This window comes from Ensifer sp. ENS10, from assembly GCF_014852025.1.
In the GTDB taxonomy this organism is placed as follows: domain Bacteria; phylum Pseudomonadota; class Alphaproteobacteria; order Rhizobiales; family Rhizobiaceae; genus Ensifer.
The window spans coordinates 834,687-852,949 of record NZ_JACVAS010000002.1; the positions used below are offsets into that span (position 1 = coordinate 834,687).

Genomic DNA, 18,263 nt, shown 5'->3' on the forward strand with positions numbered 1-18,263 from the left:
GGAAGCGTTTCAGATCGCGGTAAACGAACTGTGAAGGCCGCGCTTCCAGCGAACCAAATCGTGACAGTTCCGTGACAATTAGGTGACAAATCGGCTGCAATGGCAAGTGGTATTCTCGACCCCTCTAAACTAAGGGAGATCTGGCGCCTCACCCGGGCGAGGCGCCAGCAACACTATGTCAGATGCACTCGCGGAAGAGTTTCTTCGCGGCATCCAGCGTCAGTTCGACCGGGTTGCCGCCCGCCGTCGGGTCGACGATCGCCATCTCCGACATCTCGTCGATGCGGTCGGTCCCGACGCCGAGTGCCGACAGCTTATCCGGTACGCCGAGTTCCTCGCGCAGCTTCAGCACGTAGTCGTAAAAACCATCGAAGCCGCCGGCAATGCCGAGATAGGCGGCGGCACGCACGATCTTCTCTTCGATTGCCGGGCGGTTGAAGCGCAGCACCGGCGGCATCACCACCGCATTGGTCATGCCGTGATGGGTGTTGTAGATCGCGCCGACCGGGTGCGACAGCGAATGGATCGCGCCGAGGCCCTTCTGGAAGGCGACGGCACCCATGGCAGCGGCACTCATCATGTTGGCGCGGGCCTCGATGTCGGCGCCGTCCTTGTAGGCGCGCGGCAAGTACTCTTTCACCAGGCGCATGCCTTCGAGCGCGATGCCGGCCGACATCGGATGGTAGAAGGGCGAGGAGTAGGCTTCCAGGCAATGGGCAAAGGCATCCATGCCGGTGCCGGCAGTAATCGCCTTCGGCATGCCGACCGTCAGTTCCGGGTCGCAGATCGTGACTGCCGGCAGGAACTTCGGGTGGAAGATCACCTTCTTCACGTGGCTTGCCGAATTGGTGATGACGCTGGCGCGGCCGACTTCAGAGCCGGTGCCGGCGGTCGTCGGCACGGCGACGATCGGCGCGATGCCTTCGACGCTTGCGCGCGTCCACCAATCGCCGATGTCCTCGAAGTCCCAGACCGGGCGGCTCTGCCCGGCCATGAAGGCGACGCACTTGCCGAGATCGAGGCCTGAGCCGCCGCCAAAGGCGACGACGCCATCATGACCGCCATCCTTGAAGGCCTTGACGCCGGCTTCAAGGTTGACGTCATTCGGGTTCGGATCGACATCGGCGAAGATCGCCCGGCCGAGACCGGCGGCGCTCAGGATATCGAGCGCGTTCTGGGTGATCGCCATCGGCGCGAGGCCCCGGTCGGTGATCAGCAGCGGCTTCTTCATGCCCGCCGCCTTGCAATGGTCGGCAAGCTCCTTGATCCGGCCGGCACCGAACTTGATGGCGGTCGGATAGCTCCAGTTGGCGGTGATGGTCATGCGGTGACTTTCTTCAGATGGTAGGATTTCGGACGCGTAAGGTTCTGGAAGCCGATGACCGAGAGCGAGCCGCCACGGCCCGTTTCCTTGACGCCGGTCCAGCAAAGCGCCGGGTCGAGATAGTCGGCGCGGTTCATGAACACCGTGCCGGTCTCGATGTCGGCGCCGATGCGCGCGGCGCGCTCGGCATCCTTGGTCCAGAGCGATGCGGTGAGGCCATATTGCGAGTCGTTCATCAGCTCGATCGCCTGGCTGTCGCTCTTCACCTTCATGATGCCGACGGCCGGACCAAAGGTCTCTTCGCGCATGAAGGCCATGGAGTGATCGACATTGGTAAGGATCTGCGGCGCGAGATAGGCGCCGCCATCGTCCTGCGGGAACAGTTTCGGATCGATCAGCGCCTTGGCGCCCTTGGCAACCGCATCGGCGATCTGCTCGCGCACGGTCGCGGCAAAGCGCTTGTTTGCCATCGGCCCGAGCGTCGTTTCCGGATCGAGCGGATTGCCGAGCTTGTAATTGGAAACCCAGGCGACCGACTTCTCGACGAAGGTGTCATAGAGCTTTTCATGCACGTAGATGCGCTCGATGCCGCAGCAGCACTGGCCGGAATTGTAAGTGGCGCCATCCATCAGCGTGTCGACGGCCGCATCGAGGTCGGCGTCTTCCATGACGTAGCCCGGATCCTTGCCGCCGAGTTCGAGGCCGAGACCGGTGAAGGTGCCGGCAGCCGCGCGCTCGATCGACCGTCCGCCCTCGACCGAGCCGGTGAAGTTGACGAAATCGAAGCTCTTGGCAGCAATCAGCGCCGCTGATGTCTCATGGTCGAGGAAGATGTTCTGGAAGACGTCGGCGGGAACGCCGGCCTCGACGAAGGCGCGCACCATGCGCTCGCCGACGAGGATCGTCTGGCTCGCATGTTTGATGATGACGGTATTGCCGGCCATCAGCGCCGGGGCGACCGTGTTGATCGCGGTCATGTAAGGATAGTTCCACGGCGCGACGACGAAGACGACGCCATGCGGCTCGCGGGCGATGCGGCGCTCGAAGCGGTCGCTTTCCTCGATCACCAGCGGCTTCAGCGCATCGGCGGCGATCGTCGCGACATAGTTCGAGCGCTCGTTGAAGCCTTTGAACTCGCCGCCGTAGCGCACCGGCCGGCCCATCTGCCAGGCAAGCTCCGGCACCACCTCGTCGACCATTTCATTGAGGCGGGCGACACCTGATAGCACCAGGTTGACGCGCTCGTCGAGCGGACGGCGCGCCCAGGCCTTCTGCGCCTGGCGGGCGCGGGAAACCACCTGTTTTGCCAGCTCCAGCGGCATCGCCGGGCGTTCCGCGTAGACTTCGCCGTTCACGGGCGAAATGCACTTGATCATGCTCATGATCGTTTTCCTGCTTTCATTGCGAATGATGCGGTGGCCGACCCTGCCAGGATCGGCCACCGTGTGAGAGATAGGGACCAGGATCAGGCCCGTTCGAAACCGCGTGCGACCTCCCAATCGGTGACGCGGCGGTCGTATTCTTCCTGCTCCCAGCGCCCGGCCCGCGCGTAATGCTCGATGACCTCGTCACCAAAGGCGGCGCGCAGCATCTTGGATTCGCTGAGCGCTGCGGTCGCGTCTCTCAGCGTGCGCGGGATCTCGCGCACGTCCTTGCCGCCATAGGCGTCGCCGACGAAGGGCGCTTCCAGTTCCATCTTGTTCTCGATACCGGAAATGCCGGCCGCGATCAAAGCCGCGAAGGCGAGATAGGGATTGAGATCGGAGCCGCCGACGCGGCATTCGATGCGGATCGCCTTGGTGTCCTCGCCGCAAAGGCGATAGCCGGCGGTGCGGTTATCCTTGCTCCAGACCGCCTTGGTCGGCGCGAAGGTGCCGGCCATGAAGCGCTTGTAGGAGTTGATGTAGGGCGCAAGGAAATAGGTGATCTCGCTCGCATGGGTCAGCAGCCCCGCCACATAGTGGCGCATCATCTCCGACATGCCGTATTTGCCGCTCTCGTCGAAGAATTTCGAGGTCTTGCCGTCGGCACTCCAGAGCGACTGGTGGATATGCGAGGAGGAGCCGGCGGCCGAATAATTCCACTTGGCGAGGAAGGTGATGGCCTTGCCGCGCGACCAGGCGATCTCCTTGCAGCCATTCTTGATGATCGCGTGCCGATCGGCCATCGTCAGCGCGTCGGCATAACGCACGTTGATCTCTTCCTGCCCGGCCGACGCCTCGCCCTTGGAATTTTCGACCGGGATGCCGGCGCCCTGCAGGCCGTTGCGGATCGCCCGCATCACATCCTCTTCCTTGGTCGTCTGGAAGATGTGGTAGTCCTCGTTGTAGCCGCTGACGAGTTGCAGGTCGCGATAGCCGGATTGGCGGGCATCGTCGTAGGACTGGTCGAACAGGAAGAATTCGAGCTCGCTCGCCATGTAGGCCTTGAGCCCCATCTTCTCAAGCCGCGCCACCTGCTTCTTCAGGATCGCGCGCGGCGAGTGCGGCACTTCCTCGTGGGTGTGATGGTCGAGCATGTCGCAAAGCACGAGCGCCGTGCCTTCGAGCCAGGGAATGCGGCGAAGTGTCGAAAGGTCCGGCTTCATCGTATAGTCGCCATAGCCCTTCTCCCAGCTCGTCGCCTTGTAGCCGGGAACGGTCTCCATCTCCATGTCGGTCGCAAGCAGATAGTTGCAGCTATGCGTTTCCTTCCAGGCGCCGTCGACGAAGAACTGCGCGTGGAAGCGCTTGCCCATCAGCCGGCCCTGCATGTCGACCTGGCAGGCGAGAACCGTATCGATGCGCCCGGCGGCGACGTCTTCCTTCAACTCATCAAACGTATAGCTCATCAACTTCCATCCCATGTTTGGTCACGCGGCCGTTCCCTTGGGTCACGATATTTTTGGGCCGCGTGGACGTGATTCGTTCAAGTAACCGGACAAGCTCCGGAAAAGAAAAGGCGGAAGTCGCGGTCGCGCTCCCGCCCATTTTGTTGGTGTTCAGACTTCGCCGACGGCCTTTTCGGCAGCGGCAATCTCGGCCTGGCGGCGCGCCACTTCGTCGCCGATCGGCGGGCCGCGGAAGCGGCGGGTTTCGAAGCCGAACCAGATCAGAGCCGTCAGCACCAGGAAGCCCACGGTGATGTAGAGCGCCCAGTCGTTCGGCGGTTGGATACCGAGAACGAAGATCAGCACCATGGCGATGATCGACAGAACCGCGAAGAGCTTGAACATCGCCTCGCCCAGGTTCCACGGGCCCATTTTATCCCACTTCGAGGTTCCCCAGGCGAAAAGGCCGAGCGTGATCGGGATCGCGAAGGAGAAGAACAGGAAGATGACCGTGCACGAGACGACGATCGTATAAACCGGCGTTTCGCCGATCGACACGAGCGACGAGCCCCAGACGAACAGGACCGAGAGGATCGAGCCGGTCCAGATCGCCGCAACCGGCGAGCGGTGGGTCGGACTGACCTTGGCGAGCGCCCTGGAGGCCGGCAGACCGCCGTCACGCGAGAAGGCGAAGATCATGCGTGATACCGAGGTCACCGTCGCCAGGCCGCACAGCCACTGGCTGACGAGGATGGCGAGATAGAGGATGTCCTTTATGACCGGGTTGACTTGGGCGTCCATCGCCCAGAAGAACACGTTCCAGCCCTGCTTGGCAGCTTCGTCCATGTTCGGGATCATCAGCACGAAGGCGCACAGCATGATGTAGCCGAAGAGCGCCGACCAGAGCACGGAAGAAACCATACCGCGCGGCACGGATTCCGCCGCCTTGACGGTTTCTTCCGAGGTGTGGGCAGAAGCGTCGTAGCCGGTGATCGTGTAGATCGGCAGCAGAAGGCCGAGCAGGAACACCCAGGTGCCCGACGTCTGCGGCCAGACGTTGCCGCCGGCTTCACCGGAATAGTTGGAGAAGGTGAAGAGCCTTGCGATGTCGTAGCTGTCGGCGGCCGCAAGGCAAACGACGGCAAGCAGGATCGCAGTTGCGAAGATCAGGTAGCCGGAGAAATCGGTGAGCTTGGCGGTGAGCCCGATGCCCATGTGGTTCACGAGCGCCTGTGCGCCGGTGATGATCGCCAGGAAGACGATGCGGGTAGTGGTTGTGTCCTCCAGCGCGAAATAGGGCGTGCCGAAGGAACCCATGAAGAAGTAATAGGTGCCGACGTTGATCGCGCCGAGAACGGTGACGAGACCGAGCAGGTTGAACCAGGCGGTCACCCAGCCGGTAAAGCGGTTACCAAGGATCGAACCCCAGTGGTAGAGGCCGCCGGCCGTCGGATAGGCCGAGCTGATCTGCGCCATGGCGACCGCAAAGACCAAGGAAATGAAGCAGCCAAGCGGCCAGCCGATGCCGATCGCGGCGCCCCCTGCGCCGGCGGTCGCCTGGGCGAGCGAATTGATGCCGCCGGAGAGAATGCAGATGATCGAGAACGACACCGCGAAGTTCGAGAACTGGCTCATGCGCCGCTCGAGCTCCTGGGCGTAGCCCATCGAGTGCAAGACACTCATGTCCTGCTTTTTGTCCAAGTCGCTGTAGTCTGACATTTTTCTTCCCCTGATTTCTTCAGACCAGGCCGCCCCATTGCGGCTGGGTCCCATCAACCACCTGTCCCGGCGAGCCGGCACAGGACCGCGGCCAAGCCGCTCCCCAGGGTCTTTTATTGTGCTGAAAGTGCCGCCGCGCCTTTGCGCAGCAGTCCTTCCAGATAGTCGGCCATGACCCTTTGGCCGATGTCATTGCGAATGAGATCGTTGCGGATCTCGATCATCACATTCGGCAGTCCGTTGAGGACGCCGTATTCAATCAGACTGTGAGTAACGCCGTCGACCGGGCCATAGGGCTCGTTGCGGCGGATGTCGTAGGCGACCTGCCCCTTCGTCGCGACCGCCAGCATGTGGTCGGCAAGGCGGCTGTCCGCATCGTGCAGGATACCGACCTCGACGGCCCGCGGCTTGCCGAAATAGACGGGCGTGAAGCTATGCATCGTCACCAGGATCGGCGGCCTGCCGGCGGCCTTGCGCGCGGAAACGAAGCGCGCGACCGAATCGTGAAACGGGCGATAGATCTCATCGACCCGCGCCTGCCGCTCGTCGTCTGTCATCGTCCGGTTTCCCGGGATCTCGTAAACTTCGCTCAGAACCGGCATCGCCGCCTCCGCCTCGGGCGGACGGTTGCAATCATAGGCAAGCCGCGAGAAGCGCTGGTAGATCAACGCCGCATCGAGCTTGCCGGCAAGAAGCCTGGCGACGGCCAGCGCGCCCGGGTCCCAGGCGATGTGGCTTTCGAGAGCCTGCTCGGTAAGGCCGAGCGTACCGAGGCGCTCCGGAACCCGACGCGAGGCGTGCTCGCAGACGAGCACGATATCGCCCTTCCCTGTGGCGTTTTCGATCGCAACCGGATCGCCATCTGCTTCGGTCAAAAGTCGCGTCAACACCGGCATCCCCTTTTGCCCGTTAGACGTTCGTTAATGAAAAGAATTCTTCAGAGATTGGCGAGTGTCAATCAAAATCTGAAACGATCTCTTCAAAATTGCGATTGACTCCAATTGTGACAGCGATGTTTAATCTGTCACAAACCGGCTCTAGATCGGTTCAGGGGAGACATTTTGAGCAGCAAGGCGACATCGACGACGGTGTCGGATGTGATCAATGCCCACTTCACCGCGCTGACCCGCGCGGAGAAGCAACTGGCGGAGACACTTCTCGACAATTATCCCGTATCGGGACTCGGCTCGATCACCACGGTCGCCGAGAACGCCGGCGTATCGACTCCGACCGTCGCGCGCATGGTGCAGAAGCTCGGCTTCCGCGGCTTTCCGGATTTCCAGGCGCGGCTGCACCAGGAACTGGAAGCGACGATCTCCAATCCGATCACCAAGCACGACCGCTGGGCCGCCAATGCGCCGGGAACCCACACGCTCAACCGCTTCGCCGACGCGATCACCAGCAATCTGCGCGAGACGCTGACCCAGATCGATCCACGGGAATTCGACGAGGCCGCCGCCCTCATCGCCGACCGCAAGCGCAGCATCTATCTGCTCGGAGGCCGCATCACCCATGCGCTTGCCGACTATCTCTTCACCCATCTTCAGGTCATTCGTCCGGGTGTCACCGAGATCGCCTCCAACGCCAGCGCCTGGCCGCACTACGTGCTCGATATGCGCCAGGGCGACGTCTTGATTCTGTTCGACATTCGCCGCTACGAGCAGGAGATGGCGACGCTCGCCACATCCGCCCGCGAGCGTGGCGTCGAGATCATCCTCTTCACCGATCGCTGGACTTCGCCGGTCGCCAAATCCGCCTCCCGCGTGTTCCGCTCGCAGATCGAAGTACCGTCGGCCTGGGACAGCTCGGTGGTGATCCTGTTCTTGATCGAGGCTCTGATCGAGGCGGTGCAAAGTTCGAACTGGGAGGAAACCCGGGATCGAATGAAAACGCTCGAAGGCCTTTTCGATTCCACCCGCATCTTTCGCAAACCCGTCTAGGAGTGCTCGCCGACCCGTTCACGGAATTTCATACAGTTGTGCGACAGTGAGCCACCCCGCCAGAAAAAGAAATGTTCTTCCAACGACATAGGCGGCGCGAACGGATAAACCGCTGTCACATTACTTTCATGGCATCTCTTTAACAGCCTAGCCGAAATCGACTGAATACCCCACGAATTTGACTAAACCCATAAGGAGAACACCAGTGATTTCAAGAACCCATCGCCTGCTTTCGCTTTCCACCGCCGTTTTCCTGGCGACGACCGCAATCGCCGCCGCCGAGCCGAGCGCCGAACTCATCGAAGCCGCCAAGAAGGAAGGCATGCTGACCACCGTCGCCCTGCCCCACGACTGGTGCGGCTATGGCGACGTCATCGCCTCCTTCAAGGCCAAGTATCCGGAAATCCAGGTCAACGAACTGAACCCGGACGCGGGCTCGGCTGACGAAGTCGAAGCCGTCAAGGCCAACAAGGACAACAAGGGTCCGCAGGCCCCTGACGTCGTCGACGTCGGTCTCGCCTTCGGCCCGCAGATGAAGGCCGAAGGCCTGCTGCAGCCCTACAAGGTTTCCACCTGGGACGAGATCCCGGACAGCGTCAAGGACGCCGAAGGCTACTGGTACGGCGACTATTACGGCGTGATGTCGTTCCTCGTGAACAAGGACCTTGTCCAGACCGCTCCGAAGGACTGGGCTGATCTCCTGAAGCCGGAATATGCCGGTCAGGTCGCTCTCGCCGGCGATCCGCGCGCGTCGAACCAGGCGATCCTCGGCGTTCTCGCCGCCGGTCTCGCCAAGGGTGCGAAGTCGGGCAAGGAAGCCGGTGAAGCTGGCCTCGGCTACTTCGCCGAACTCAACAAGGCCGGCAACTTCGTTCCGGTCATCGGCAAGTCCGGTACGCTCGCCCAGGGCTCGACCCCGATCATCGTTGCCTGGGACTACAACGCGCTCGGCTGGGCCAAGACCCTCAACGGCAACCCGCCGACCGAAGTCGTCGTTCCGGCCAGCGGCGTTCTCGCCGGCGTCTACGTTCAGGGCATCTCGGCCTACGCGCCGCACCCGAACGCAGCGAAGCTGTGGATGGAGCACCTCTATTCCGACGAAGGTCAGCTCGGCTGGCTCAAGGGCTTCTGCCACCCGACCCGCTTCAACGCGATGGTCAAGGCCGGCAAGGTTCCGCAGGCACTGATCGACGCCCTGCCGCCGGCAGCGTCTTATGAAAAGGCCTACTTCCCGACGCTCGAAGAAGTCGATGCCAACAAGGCTGCCGTCACCGGCGGCTGGGATTCCGTCGTCGGCGCGAACGTTCAGTAAGTCTTTCCACAGACATGTCGCCTCGGCCGGTTTTCCGGCCGGGGCGACATAAGTTATTCGTAAGGAATTCAAGTCTTTGGAGCGGAATGAGGAAAAATGTGCGCGGGTTTCAGCCCGCACCCGCTCTAACTTGCAAGTATCAATAACGCCCGCGTCGATAACGCGGTTTCAGGGGCGCGAACGGAATGTCATCTGCTAAACCCGACGCCAGCCCGCCGGCGCGTCGCCTACCGCTTCACTGGCTGGGCATTCTGCCCTTTGCCGCCTTTGTGACGCTGTTTCTGATATTGCCGACGGCAAAGATCGTGGTCGGCGCCTTTCAGACACCGGATGGCAGCTTCACGTTCGAGAACATCCGTGGCCTGTTCACGCCCTCGATCCTTGCGGCCTACTGGATCTCGATCAAGATCAGCATAGCCTCGGCGCTCCTCGGCTGCCTGATTGGCTTTGCCATGGCCTCGGCCATTGTCTTCGGCGGCTTGCCGAAGGGCATCCGCGGGCCGCTTCTGACCTTTTCCGGCGTTGCCTCCAACTTTGCCGGCGTGCCGCTCGCCTTCGCCTTTCTCGCTACCCTCGGCCCGGTCGGCATCGTTACGGTGTTCCTGCGCTCGAACTTCGGTCTCGACCTCAGAATGCTCGGCTTCAATCTCCTGTCCTTCTGGGGGCTGACAGTCACCTACCTCTTTTTCCAGATCCCGCTGATGATCCTCATCATCACGCCGGCGCTCGACGGCCTGAAGCGCGAATGGCGCGAGGCCGCCGAAATCCTCGGTGCCACCGGCCTGCAGTACTGGCGCATGGTCGCCTTCCCGATCCTGCTTCCCTCGCTGCTCGGCACGCTGGCGCTGCTCTTCGCCAATGCCTTCGGCGCCGTTGCGACCGCGATCGCGCTCACCGGCTCGTCGCTGTCGATCGTGCCGATCCTGCTGTTCGCCCAGATCCGCGGCGACGTGCTCGGCAATCCGCATCTCGGCTATGCGCTCGCCTTCGGCATGATCGTCGTCACCGGCATTGCCAACGCGATCTACATCTGGCTGCGCGGCCGCAGCGAAAGGTGGCTGAAATGAAGAAGATCTGGGCCTGGGGGGCCCTCGTTTTCGGCCTCCTCTATTTCACCCTGCCGCTCATCGGCATGACCAACTTCTCCTTGAAGATGCGCCGCGGCGAATATTCCTTCGACGCCTATCAGAAGGTTTTCGCCGATCCGCGCTTCCAGGAAACCTTCAGCTATTCGGTGCTGCAGGCGCTGTTCACCATCGTCTTCGGCGTGCTGCTCGTCGTACCTACCGCCTATTGGGTCCGGCTGAAGCTGCCGCGGCTGCGCCCCTATATCGAGTTCATCACGCTTCTGCCGCTCGTTATCCCGGCGATCGTCATCGTCTTCGGCTATATCCGGCTCTACAACACCTCGAGCTGGCTGCCGCTGACGGGCTCGCTGACGGGGACCAACATCCTCCTGATGTTCGGCTACGCGACGCTCGCTCTGCCCTACATGTACCGCGCGGTCGACACCGGCCTTCGCACCATCGACGTCGCCACCCTGACCGAAGCCGCCCAGAGCCTCGGCGCCGGATGGGCCACGATCCTCGCCAAGATCATTCTGCCGAACGTGCTCGTCGCGGTGCTTTCAGGCGCCTTCCTGACCTTTGCCATCGTCATCGGCGAGTTCACCATGGCGGCACTTCTGAACCGCCCGGCCTTCGGCCCGTACATGCAGCTCTTAGGCGCCAACCGCGCCTATGAGCCTGCCGCACTCGCCGTTATCGCATTCGGCATCACCTGGGGCTGCCTCGGCCTCATCCAGCTCGTCTCGCGCTTCCAAAAAAGCGCGCCTCCCAAGGCCTGAGGACCGCACCCATGAGTTTTCTGTCACTCACCAGCATCAAGAAGTCCTTCGGCCCTGTTCACGTCGTGCACGATTTCGACATGGACATCGAGAAGGGCGAATTCGTCTCGTTCCTCGGTCCGTCCGGCTGCGGCAAGACGACCGTCCTGCGCATGATCGCCGGCTTCGAGACACCCTCCGCCGGCTCTATCGTGATCAACGGCAAGGACCAAGGGTCGTTGAAACCCAACCAGCGCAACATCGGCATGGTGTTTCAGGCCTATGCGCTGTTTCCGAACATGAACGTGCATGACAACGTTGCCTTCGGCCTCAAGGTCGCAGGCACTGACAAGTCGGAGATCGACGCACGGGTGAAGCAGATGCTCGGGCTGATCAAGCTCGAGCACCTGGCGGACCGCTTCCCCTACCAGCTCTCCGGCGGCCAGCAGCAGCGCGTGGCGCTTGCCCGCGCCATTGCGGTCAAGCCGCAGGTGCTGCTGCTCGACGAGCCGCTTTCGGCGCTCGACGCCAAGATCCGCGTGTCGCTGCGCGAAGAAATCCGGCAGATCCAGCAGCAGCTCGGCATCACCACGGTCTTCGTCACCCACGACCAGGAAGAGGCGCTGTCGATCTCCGATCGTATCGTCGTCATGAATGCCGGACGTGCCGACCAGATCGGCACCCCCTTCGAGATCTACAACACGCCGTCAACGCGCTTCGTCGCTTCCTTCGTCGGCACGCTGAACATCATCGAGGGCAAGGTCGCGGATCCGGCCTCGGGCGCCGTAACGATCGGCAACCAGCAGGTGGCTCTGAAAGACCCGATTGCCGGCATGAAGGGTGGCGACAGCATCTCGCTGGCGTTGCGCCCTGAAGCGGGCTCGATTGCCGAAGGGGCGCAAGGCGATACGGCGCTTGCCGGCGAGGTCGTCTCGACGAGCTTCCTCGGCTCGGTCATCCGCACGCGGCTTCGCGTCGGCGGCGATGTCATCTCCTTCGACATGTTCAACAATCCGGGCGTAACCCCGCCGGTCTCGGGCGACAACGTCACCCTGCGCTTCGCCGCCAAGGACCTGCTCGTTATTCGCGAGTAGGCCTTGCAGAAGACCGATGAACGCTGGCGCGCAGGGCGCCAGCGAGTATGCAGCGGTTCGTTGCACCATTGCCGGAGACCCGCGAGGTTGCAATCATGGCCAAGGCTGAACCAAGTGCCTTCGTCAGGCATATCCAGGATGAACTCTCCGATCTCGGGCCTGTTCAGATTGACCGCTTCTTCGGCGGCTGGGCCTACGTCGTCGCAGACAAGCGCTTTGCCGTCAGCATCAAGGACCGCCTCTATTTCAGGGTTGATCAGGCGCTGAAAGACGCGCTGATATCAGAGGGTTGCCAGCCGTTCACCTATGAGAAGGGCGGCAAGACCGTGGTCGTGCATCGCTTCTACGAAGCGCCTGTCGACTGCCTCGACGACCGGGATGCCCTCCTCCACTGGGCCGGACGCGCGGTTACCGCGGAAGACGACGATCTGCGCGGATAAGTGCCACGCGGTCGGAATGTTGCCGCCATGACTGCATGGCAACCTGACCATCCGGATTAATGTCCTGGCGGGAACGAATTTGTCCTCACCAGCACCCCACAAGCAAAAATCTGTCGTGATTTCCGCTCTTTTCGTCGCGGCGTGCGTTTGACCGGGCAATCCCGGCCTATATAGTCGCGGTGTTCTCAGGGCGGGGCGAAATTCCCCACCGGCGGTAGCGAGAGAAACCTCGAAGCCCGCGAGCGCTCTGGAGCTTACGCTCCAGGGGTCAGCAGATCCGGTCGAATTCCGGAGCCGACGGTCACAGTCCGGATGGAAGAGAGCAAGCAGGAACGTGGGCCCCGCGACGGGACCTCACGCGCATGCATGTTCGCCCGACGGGATCATTGGAAACGCCAAACCCTGGAAGGCTTGAGACCATGACTATTCTTTCCCACCCCACCGCCAAGATCGCGATCGTTCGTGCCCGCTGGCACGCCGACATCGTCGACCGCTGCGTCGACGCCTTCGTCGCGCAGTGGACGAAGCTCGGCGGCTCGGCGGCCGACGTCGAGATCTTCGACGTGCCGGGCGCACTCGAAATCCCGCTGCATGCGCAGACGCTGGCCAAGACCGGCCGCTATGCGGCGATCCTCGGCACCGCCTTCGTCGTGGATGGCGGCATCTACCGCCACGACTTCGTCGCCGGCACCGTGCTCGACGGCATGATGCGCGTCCAGCTCGACACCGGCGTGCCGGTGCTTTCGGCCGTGCTGACGCCACACAATTTCCAGGAAAGCGAGCCGCTCATCGCCTTCTTCCGCGAGCACTTCGTCACCAAGGGCACGGAAGCGGCCAACGCCTGCTCGCAGATTTTGGATGCCCGAGCCAAGCTGGCGCTTGTCAACGCCTGATCGGCGACGCGCCCACGTGATCCAGCGCACCGCCTGATGGGCGCGCCCCTCATCCGGCTGCCGCCACCTTCTCCCCGCTCGCGGGGAGAAGGACACGCGTGGCACGCTCCGTGCCCGACCGCGGCCGTTTGATACAAGCAGGATTGACGATGCTTCGCCGCAGCACCGCTCCTACATCCGCTACGGAATGAGAAGCCCGCGGCACGCTCGACTGTCCCCTCTCCCCGCCTGCGGGGAGAGGGCTAGGGTGAGGGGCAAAGCGCTCCATGCGCTCCAAGCTCACGGCCCCTCATGGTGACGGCGCGCCTTTTGAATCAACCTCTGAACCACCTGAATCAAACCGCCAGCCCCGGCCGATAACCTCCTGTTCCGACTCTCAAATTCGCGCCTACCGCGCTGCCTCGCCCTCATGCAGGCTGCGCTCCAGCGCCGCCATCCGGTGACGGTGGCCACCGGCCTCGTAGCCGACGATGGTGACGACGGGCGCGAACATCAGGATGATCAGGCACATCGCCATATCGAGCCAGGCCATCGCCGCAACGACGGACGCGGCCAGCACCAGCGCCGTGCCGAAGAGCAGCCAGAGATGCAGCCGGTCCGTCTGTCGCAGCAGATAGGCGTACATTGCGTAGAGCAGCCCGATATAGAGCGCGACGGGGACGGCAACGGTCAGCACGGTCGCCACCGAACTGATATGGGCCTTGTGCTCGATATAATAGGCCGCCACATGCAGCCCGGCGCCGGTGGCCACGATCGAGGCGAAGATCGGGATGTGGCCATAGCCCCAGACGAAGGACCGCTTGAGGCGGTGATGGTGCAGGACCTCGGCGCTCGGCAGCAGAAAATAGATCCACCACATGCCGAAGGTGAGCCCGGTGCCCGCCAGGCAGACAAGAGCAACGTCAAGGTTCCAGCCATCGCCGTCGACGACCGCGGAGATCGAGGCGACCGTGCCGACCACCCCCTCCCCGAGCGCGATGATCGCCAGCAGCCCGTAACGCTCGGCGATGTGATGCGCGTGCCAGGGCGTTCCGCCGTAGCGCATCTCGGCGATGCAGGGGCCGACCATCTCGACCGCGGTCAGCGCGACGACCATGGCAAAAGTCACGACGAGGGAGAAGTCGAAGAAGATCAGTACGATCCAGCCAAGCTGGGCGGCGCTGATCGCCTTCACATAGGCTATGCAGGCTTGCCGCCGCGCAGGATTCTGCCGGCTGGCGCGCAGCCACTGGAAGACCATGGCCACGCGCATGACGACATAGCCGAGCACCATGACGCCGTTGTTGAGGTGCTCGCCCTTGTCGATCGATTCGAACATCGGCGGCAGTCCGATTGCCAGGATCAGCACGCCGACCATCTGCACCATGGTGACGCTGCGAAAGATCCAGTCGTCGGTGTCGTAGGCCGATGCGAACCAGCTGAAATTGATCCAGGCCCAGCAGATGGCAAAGGTGGCAAAGCCGAAGCCCATCAGCCCCGCCGTGAAATGGCCCTCGGCAAAGAGATGCGCAAGCTGCGACGCAGCCAGGCTGAAGGCGATGACGAAGGTGAGGTCGAACAGAAGCTCGAGTGTCGTCGCGGTCCTGTGATGCTCAAGCGTATCGCGACCGCTCATGCGGGCCACGTGGTGATGAGCGCTCGGATGCGGTTCAATCGAGGTTGGTTCGCTCATGCGATAAGGTCCCTGCTGACATCTGCAAGCACATTCAAATATTTGCGGAAGCGTCGTCAAGGCGTGGTGCGCGCCAGAAATGAAAACGCCCGGCATCTCTGGCGGGCGTCTCGTCACGATGCCTGAGGGAGGATCAACGGGCGTCGCGATGTTCTTTATGCCTTGGCAGCATCGAGACGGTCGATCGCTTGCACGTTGCCGGCCGAAGCGCCCTGCGGATCGAATTCGGACGCGAGCCAGGTGTCGACGATCGATTTCGCCAGCTCCGGCCCGATGACCCGCGCACCCATGGTGATGATCTGGGCGTTGTTCGACTTCGCCGCACGCTCGGCCGAATAGGTGTCGTGCGTCAGTGCTGCACGGATGCCCGGCACCTTGTTGGCCGAGATGCAGACGCCGATGCCGGTACCGCAGAAGAGGATGCCGCGGTCGTGCTTGCCCTCGACGACCTGCTGCGCCAACTTCTGCGCGAGATCCGCGTAAAAGCCGGACTGGCTGAGGTCCACGACTTCGACGTCGGCCCGGCCCGCGAGATGGGCGGCAATGACGTCCAGCAGGGGCTTGCCGGCGCTGTCTGCCCCGATTGCAATCTTCATGATTGTTCCTTTCCATTCTTCAGGAACTGCCGCGGCCGAAGGCTCAGATCGCCTTTGCGACACGCTGCAGAATGTCAAGATAGCCGGCGACGTCCCAGGCGGAGCGGCCGATGAAGAGGCCGTCGATATGCGGCTCAGTGATCAGTTCTTCGCAATTGCCGGGATTGACGCTGCCGCCGTAGAGCACCGGCACGCGCCGGCCGAGCGCCGCTTCGGCGACGTCAGCGATGCGCTTGTGGCGCTCGTTGGCATAGTCTGATGTCGCGGGAATGCCGTTGACGCCGATCGCCCAGACCGGCTCGTAGGCAAGCAGGATGGTCGCGTTCTTCGCCTCGCCTTCGAGCAGCGCCAGAGCGCCCTCGACCTGACGCTTCAGCACCGCGTCCGCTTCGCCCGCCTCACGCTCGGCCAACGTCTCGCCGATGCAGATCAGCGGCACCAGGCCATGGCGCACGGCCGCCGCCGTTTTCAGGCCGACGGTGCGATCCGTCTCGCCGAAATGTTCGCGCCGCTCGCTATGGCCCAACTCGACCACGTCGAGATTGCAATCCTTCAGCATCAGCGGCGACACCTCGCCGGTCCAGGCGCCGGCATCGTCCCAATGCATGTTCTGCGCGCCGACCTTGACGCTGGCGCCTTCAAGCCGCGCCTTGACCTCACGCACCGCCGTGAACGGCGGGATGACGAAGCGCTGGATCCGTTCGTCGCGCGCTGCGTCTGCCGTAGCCAGGCCTTCGGCAAAGGCCATCGCCTCGGCGAGCGTCTTGTTCATCTTCCAGCTGGTGCCGACCCAGAGCCCGGACTTGTTCATGCTTTCTCCGATGTCTTGCTATTGCCAACCCTGACCAGCCGGATGCCCGCCTCTTCGAGGGGTGCTGCATGCTCGGCAGCCACTTCGGCGCCGGTCAGCACCGCGTCGAAGGCATCGAGCCCGGTCAGGAAGTGGAGCGCCGAGCGCCCGAATTTGTCGTGGTCCACCAGCAGGTATTTGCGCTTGGCCGCCTTCACCATCAGGCGCTTGGCCTGCACCACCTCCTGGTCCTGGTGGAAGGCCGTCGTCCCTTCGATCGCAGAGCTGGAGAGAAAGGCGATGTCGACGCGCAGCGACCGCAGCGCCTCGTCGGTGACGATGCCGAAGAAGCCATTGAACTTCTTGCTGTACTGGCCACCGAGCGCGATGACATTGATGCCCGACGCACCCGAGAGGCTGGTGATCACGCCGAGATTGTTGGTGATGACCGTCAGCGGGCGAATGTCGCGGATACATTCGGCAATCGCGCCGGTCGTCGAGCTGTCGTCGATCAGGATGCTCTGCCCGGGCTCGATCAGCCCCGCCGCATATTCGGCGATCCGCCGCTTTTCGGCGGTGGCGATCTTCTCACGGTAACGGATGTCGCTTTCGAATTGTGGGCTCGACTGGATCGAGGCGCCACCATGCACCTTGCGCAGCAGGCCCGCCTGTTCGAGGTCGTCGAGGTCGCGATGCACCGTCATCTTGCTGACGCCGAAGCGCAAGGACAGGTCTTCGACGGACGCCGCTCCGGCCTCCATCAGCACATCCATGATCGCCTGTCGCCTGTCTTCCGGCTTCATCATCTCGGTCCCGATCACGCGCAGCCATGGCCGCGCTCACCGTGAGAAGATAACACCTATTTGTGATATTTCAATTTCTATGGTGTGATTTTGTGATCTTTCAATGTGATTTCTGTGGGCGATTGAAACCGGTATCGATGTGGGGTTCCCAGAACTCCACCGACTCCCGGATCATCTCCACGACGGTGTGGTCGGTCGGCTCGCGCTCGCGGAAGGAAAGCTCGAGGCAGATCTCGTTGTCGGTGCCGCCGCCAGCCTTGACCGCGCCGATCAGCTTCTCCGGCGTGATGCGGCCGTCCCGGTTGTAGGCAGCGGTAAACGGCCAATGGCCGCCCTTGTTCATTGATGACTGCTTGATGTGGATGATCGGCGAACGCTCGGGAAACGCCCCGGCCCAGGCATAGGGATCGATATCATCGGGATTGTCCGAGGTGACGTCGCCATGGTCGATGTCGACCATCATCTTCATTGGAATCGGCAGATCGGCCTCGGCCAGCCGCCGGTCGAGCGATCGGCATTCCTCGATCGTGTGGCCGAATTCGCGGCCGACCGACATCGGCTCCCAGAAGACGTAGGAGAGCCCCGCCGCCTTGCCGTGCTCTGCCACTTCGCGCCAGCATTCGATGGCGATCCGCATCATCTCCTCGCGCCGCGCCGGATCGTCGTAATCCCTCAGCGTGAAGATCGCGAACTGCGTGCCCATGCCGGAGGCGCCGAGCTCGGCGGAGATATCGGCAAAGGTCTTGAACCAGTCGACATAGTAGCGCCTCACATCCGGATCCGGATGGCCGAAATGGTTGAGCCGGCCATAGGGGCCGGTCATGCCCGAGGTGATCTTCACCCCGGTGCGGTCCAGCGCTTTGCGAAACTGCCTGACGGTCTTGGCGATCGTCGCCGCCGGCCAGCCCGGATTGACGAATTCATGCGTCAGCTGCACGTAGCCGATGCCGATCTTCTCGGCGATCGTGTCGATCAGGTCGTCGGCCTCGGCGAAGCGGTTGACCAGCGGATTGGTGTTGAGCGACAGCGTGAAGGCCACGACCTTA

Annotated in this window: 17 protein-coding genes and 1 riboswitch; of the genes, 7 read left to right on the plus strand and 10 right to left on the minus strand. The window is 62.6% G+C overall.

The window, feature by feature from the left end:
- Positions 1-178 precede the first annotated feature (178 nt).
- From IB265_RS11025 to IB265_RS11045, 5 genes are all read right to left on the minus strand, one after another.
- Entirely contained in the window at positions 179-1,324 is a 1,146-nt protein-coding gene (locus IB265_RS11025; RefSeq protein WP_192494782.1) for an iron-containing alcohol dehydrogenase, read from the minus strand.
- Positions 1,321-2,706, minus strand: coding sequence for an aldehyde dehydrogenase family protein (locus tag IB265_RS11030; protein ID WP_057253394.1), 1,386 nt, complete (start codon positions 2,704-2,706; stop codon positions 1,321-1,323). The genes IB265_RS11025 and IB265_RS11030 overlap by 4 nt, the downstream gene beginning before the upstream one ends.
- An 83-nt stretch (positions 2,707-2,789) precedes the next feature.
- Positions 2,790-4,154: a glutamine synthetase family protein gene (locus IB265_RS11035; RefSeq protein WP_057253392.1), complete on the minus strand. Its 1,365-nt coding sequence runs from the start codon at positions 4,152-4,154 to the stop codon at positions 2,790-2,792.
- Positions 4,155-4,304: 150 nt separating this feature from the next.
- Entirely contained in the window at positions 4,305-5,852 is a 1,548-nt protein-coding gene (locus IB265_RS11040) for an amino acid permease (protein WP_057253390.1), read from the minus strand.
- A 113-nt stretch (positions 5,853-5,965) separates the two neighbouring features.
- Positions 5,966-6,739, minus strand: coding sequence for an N-formylglutamate amidohydrolase (locus IB265_RS11045; RefSeq protein ID WP_192494822.1), 774 nt, complete (start codon positions 6,737-6,739; stop codon positions 5,966-5,968).
- A 174-nt stretch (positions 6,740-6,913) separates the two neighbouring features.
- On the opposite strand from IB265_RS11045, the gene IB265_RS11050 reads away from it, so the two are divergent.
- From IB265_RS11050 to IB265_RS11080, 7 genes are all read left to right on the plus strand, one after another.
- Positions 6,914-7,792: a MurR/RpiR family transcriptional regulator gene (locus IB265_RS11050; RefSeq protein WP_057253386.1), complete on the plus strand. Its 879-nt coding sequence runs from the start codon at positions 6,914-6,916 to the stop codon at positions 7,790-7,792.
- A gap of 205 nt (positions 7,793-7,997) precedes the next feature.
- Positions 7,998-9,104 carry an ABC transporter substrate-binding protein gene (locus tag IB265_RS11055; protein ID WP_057253383.1) on the plus strand — a complete coding sequence of 369 codons (1,107 nt, stop codon included), beginning with the start codon at positions 7,998-8,000 and terminating at the stop codon, positions 9,102-9,104.
- 185 nt (positions 9,105-9,289) lie between these two features.
- On the plus strand, positions 9,290-10,171 hold the full coding sequence (locus IB265_RS11060) for an ABC transporter permease subunit (RefSeq protein ID WP_057253381.1): 882 nt from the start codon (positions 9,290-9,292) through the stop codon (positions 10,169-10,171).
- A complete protein-coding gene (locus IB265_RS11065; protein ID WP_057253380.1) occupies positions 10,168-10,950 on the plus strand; it encodes an ABC transporter permease in 783 nt (260 codons plus the stop codon). The genes IB265_RS11060 and IB265_RS11065 overlap by 4 nt, the downstream gene beginning before the upstream one ends.
- 11 nt (positions 10,951-10,961) lie before the next feature.
- Positions 10,962-12,023: an ABC transporter ATP-binding protein gene (locus tag IB265_RS11070; RefSeq protein ID WP_057253378.1), complete on the plus strand. Its 1,062-nt coding sequence runs from the start codon at positions 10,962-10,964 to the stop codon at positions 12,021-12,023.
- 95 nt (positions 12,024-12,118) lie between these two features.
- Positions 12,119-12,463: a TfoX/Sxy family protein gene (locus IB265_RS11075; RefSeq protein WP_162261321.1), complete on the plus strand. Its 345-nt coding sequence runs from the start codon at positions 12,119-12,121 to the stop codon at positions 12,461-12,463.
- A 177-nt stretch (positions 12,464-12,640) separates the two neighbouring features.
- A riboswitch (FMN riboswitch) is annotated at positions 12,641-12,791 on the plus strand.
- 91 nt (positions 12,792-12,882) lie between these two features.
- Entirely contained in the window at positions 12,883-13,356 is a 474-nt protein-coding gene (locus tag IB265_RS11080) for a 6,7-dimethyl-8-ribityllumazine synthase (RefSeq protein WP_057253375.1), read from the plus strand.
- 388 nt (positions 13,357-13,744) lie between these two features.
- Here the strand turns inward: IB265_RS11080 and IB265_RS11085 are convergent, their stop codons facing one another.
- The 5 genes from IB265_RS11085 to IB265_RS11105 all read right to left on the minus strand — a co-directional run bounded on the left by IB265_RS11085 (position 13,745) and on the right by IB265_RS11105 (position 18,256).
- Entirely contained in the window at positions 13,745-15,028 is a 1,284-nt protein-coding gene (locus tag IB265_RS11085) for a low temperature requirement protein A (RefSeq protein ID WP_192494783.1), read from the minus strand.
- Positions 15,029-15,183: 155 nt separating this feature from the next.
- Complete coding sequence (locus IB265_RS11090; protein WP_057253372.1) at positions 15,184-15,624, minus strand: RpiB/LacA/LacB family sugar-phosphate isomerase; 441 nt, start codon at positions 15,622-15,624, stop codon at positions 15,184-15,186.
- 43 nt (positions 15,625-15,667) lie between these two features.
- On the minus strand, positions 15,668-16,435 hold the full coding sequence (locus tag IB265_RS11095) for a triose-phosphate isomerase (RefSeq protein ID WP_192494784.1): 768 nt from the start codon (positions 16,433-16,435) through the stop codon (positions 15,668-15,670).
- Complete coding sequence (locus tag IB265_RS11100; protein WP_057254371.1) at positions 16,432-17,217, minus strand: DeoR/GlpR family DNA-binding transcription regulator; 786 nt, start codon at positions 17,215-17,217, stop codon at positions 16,432-16,434. The genes IB265_RS11095 and IB265_RS11100 overlap by 4 nt, the downstream gene beginning before the upstream one ends.
- 100 nt (positions 17,218-17,317) lie before the next feature.
- Positions 17,318-18,256: a sugar phosphate isomerase/epimerase gene (locus IB265_RS11105; RefSeq protein WP_057253369.1), complete on the minus strand. Its 939-nt coding sequence runs from the start codon at positions 18,254-18,256 to the stop codon at positions 17,318-17,320.
- Between the last annotated feature and the right edge of the window lie 7 nt (positions 18,257-18,263).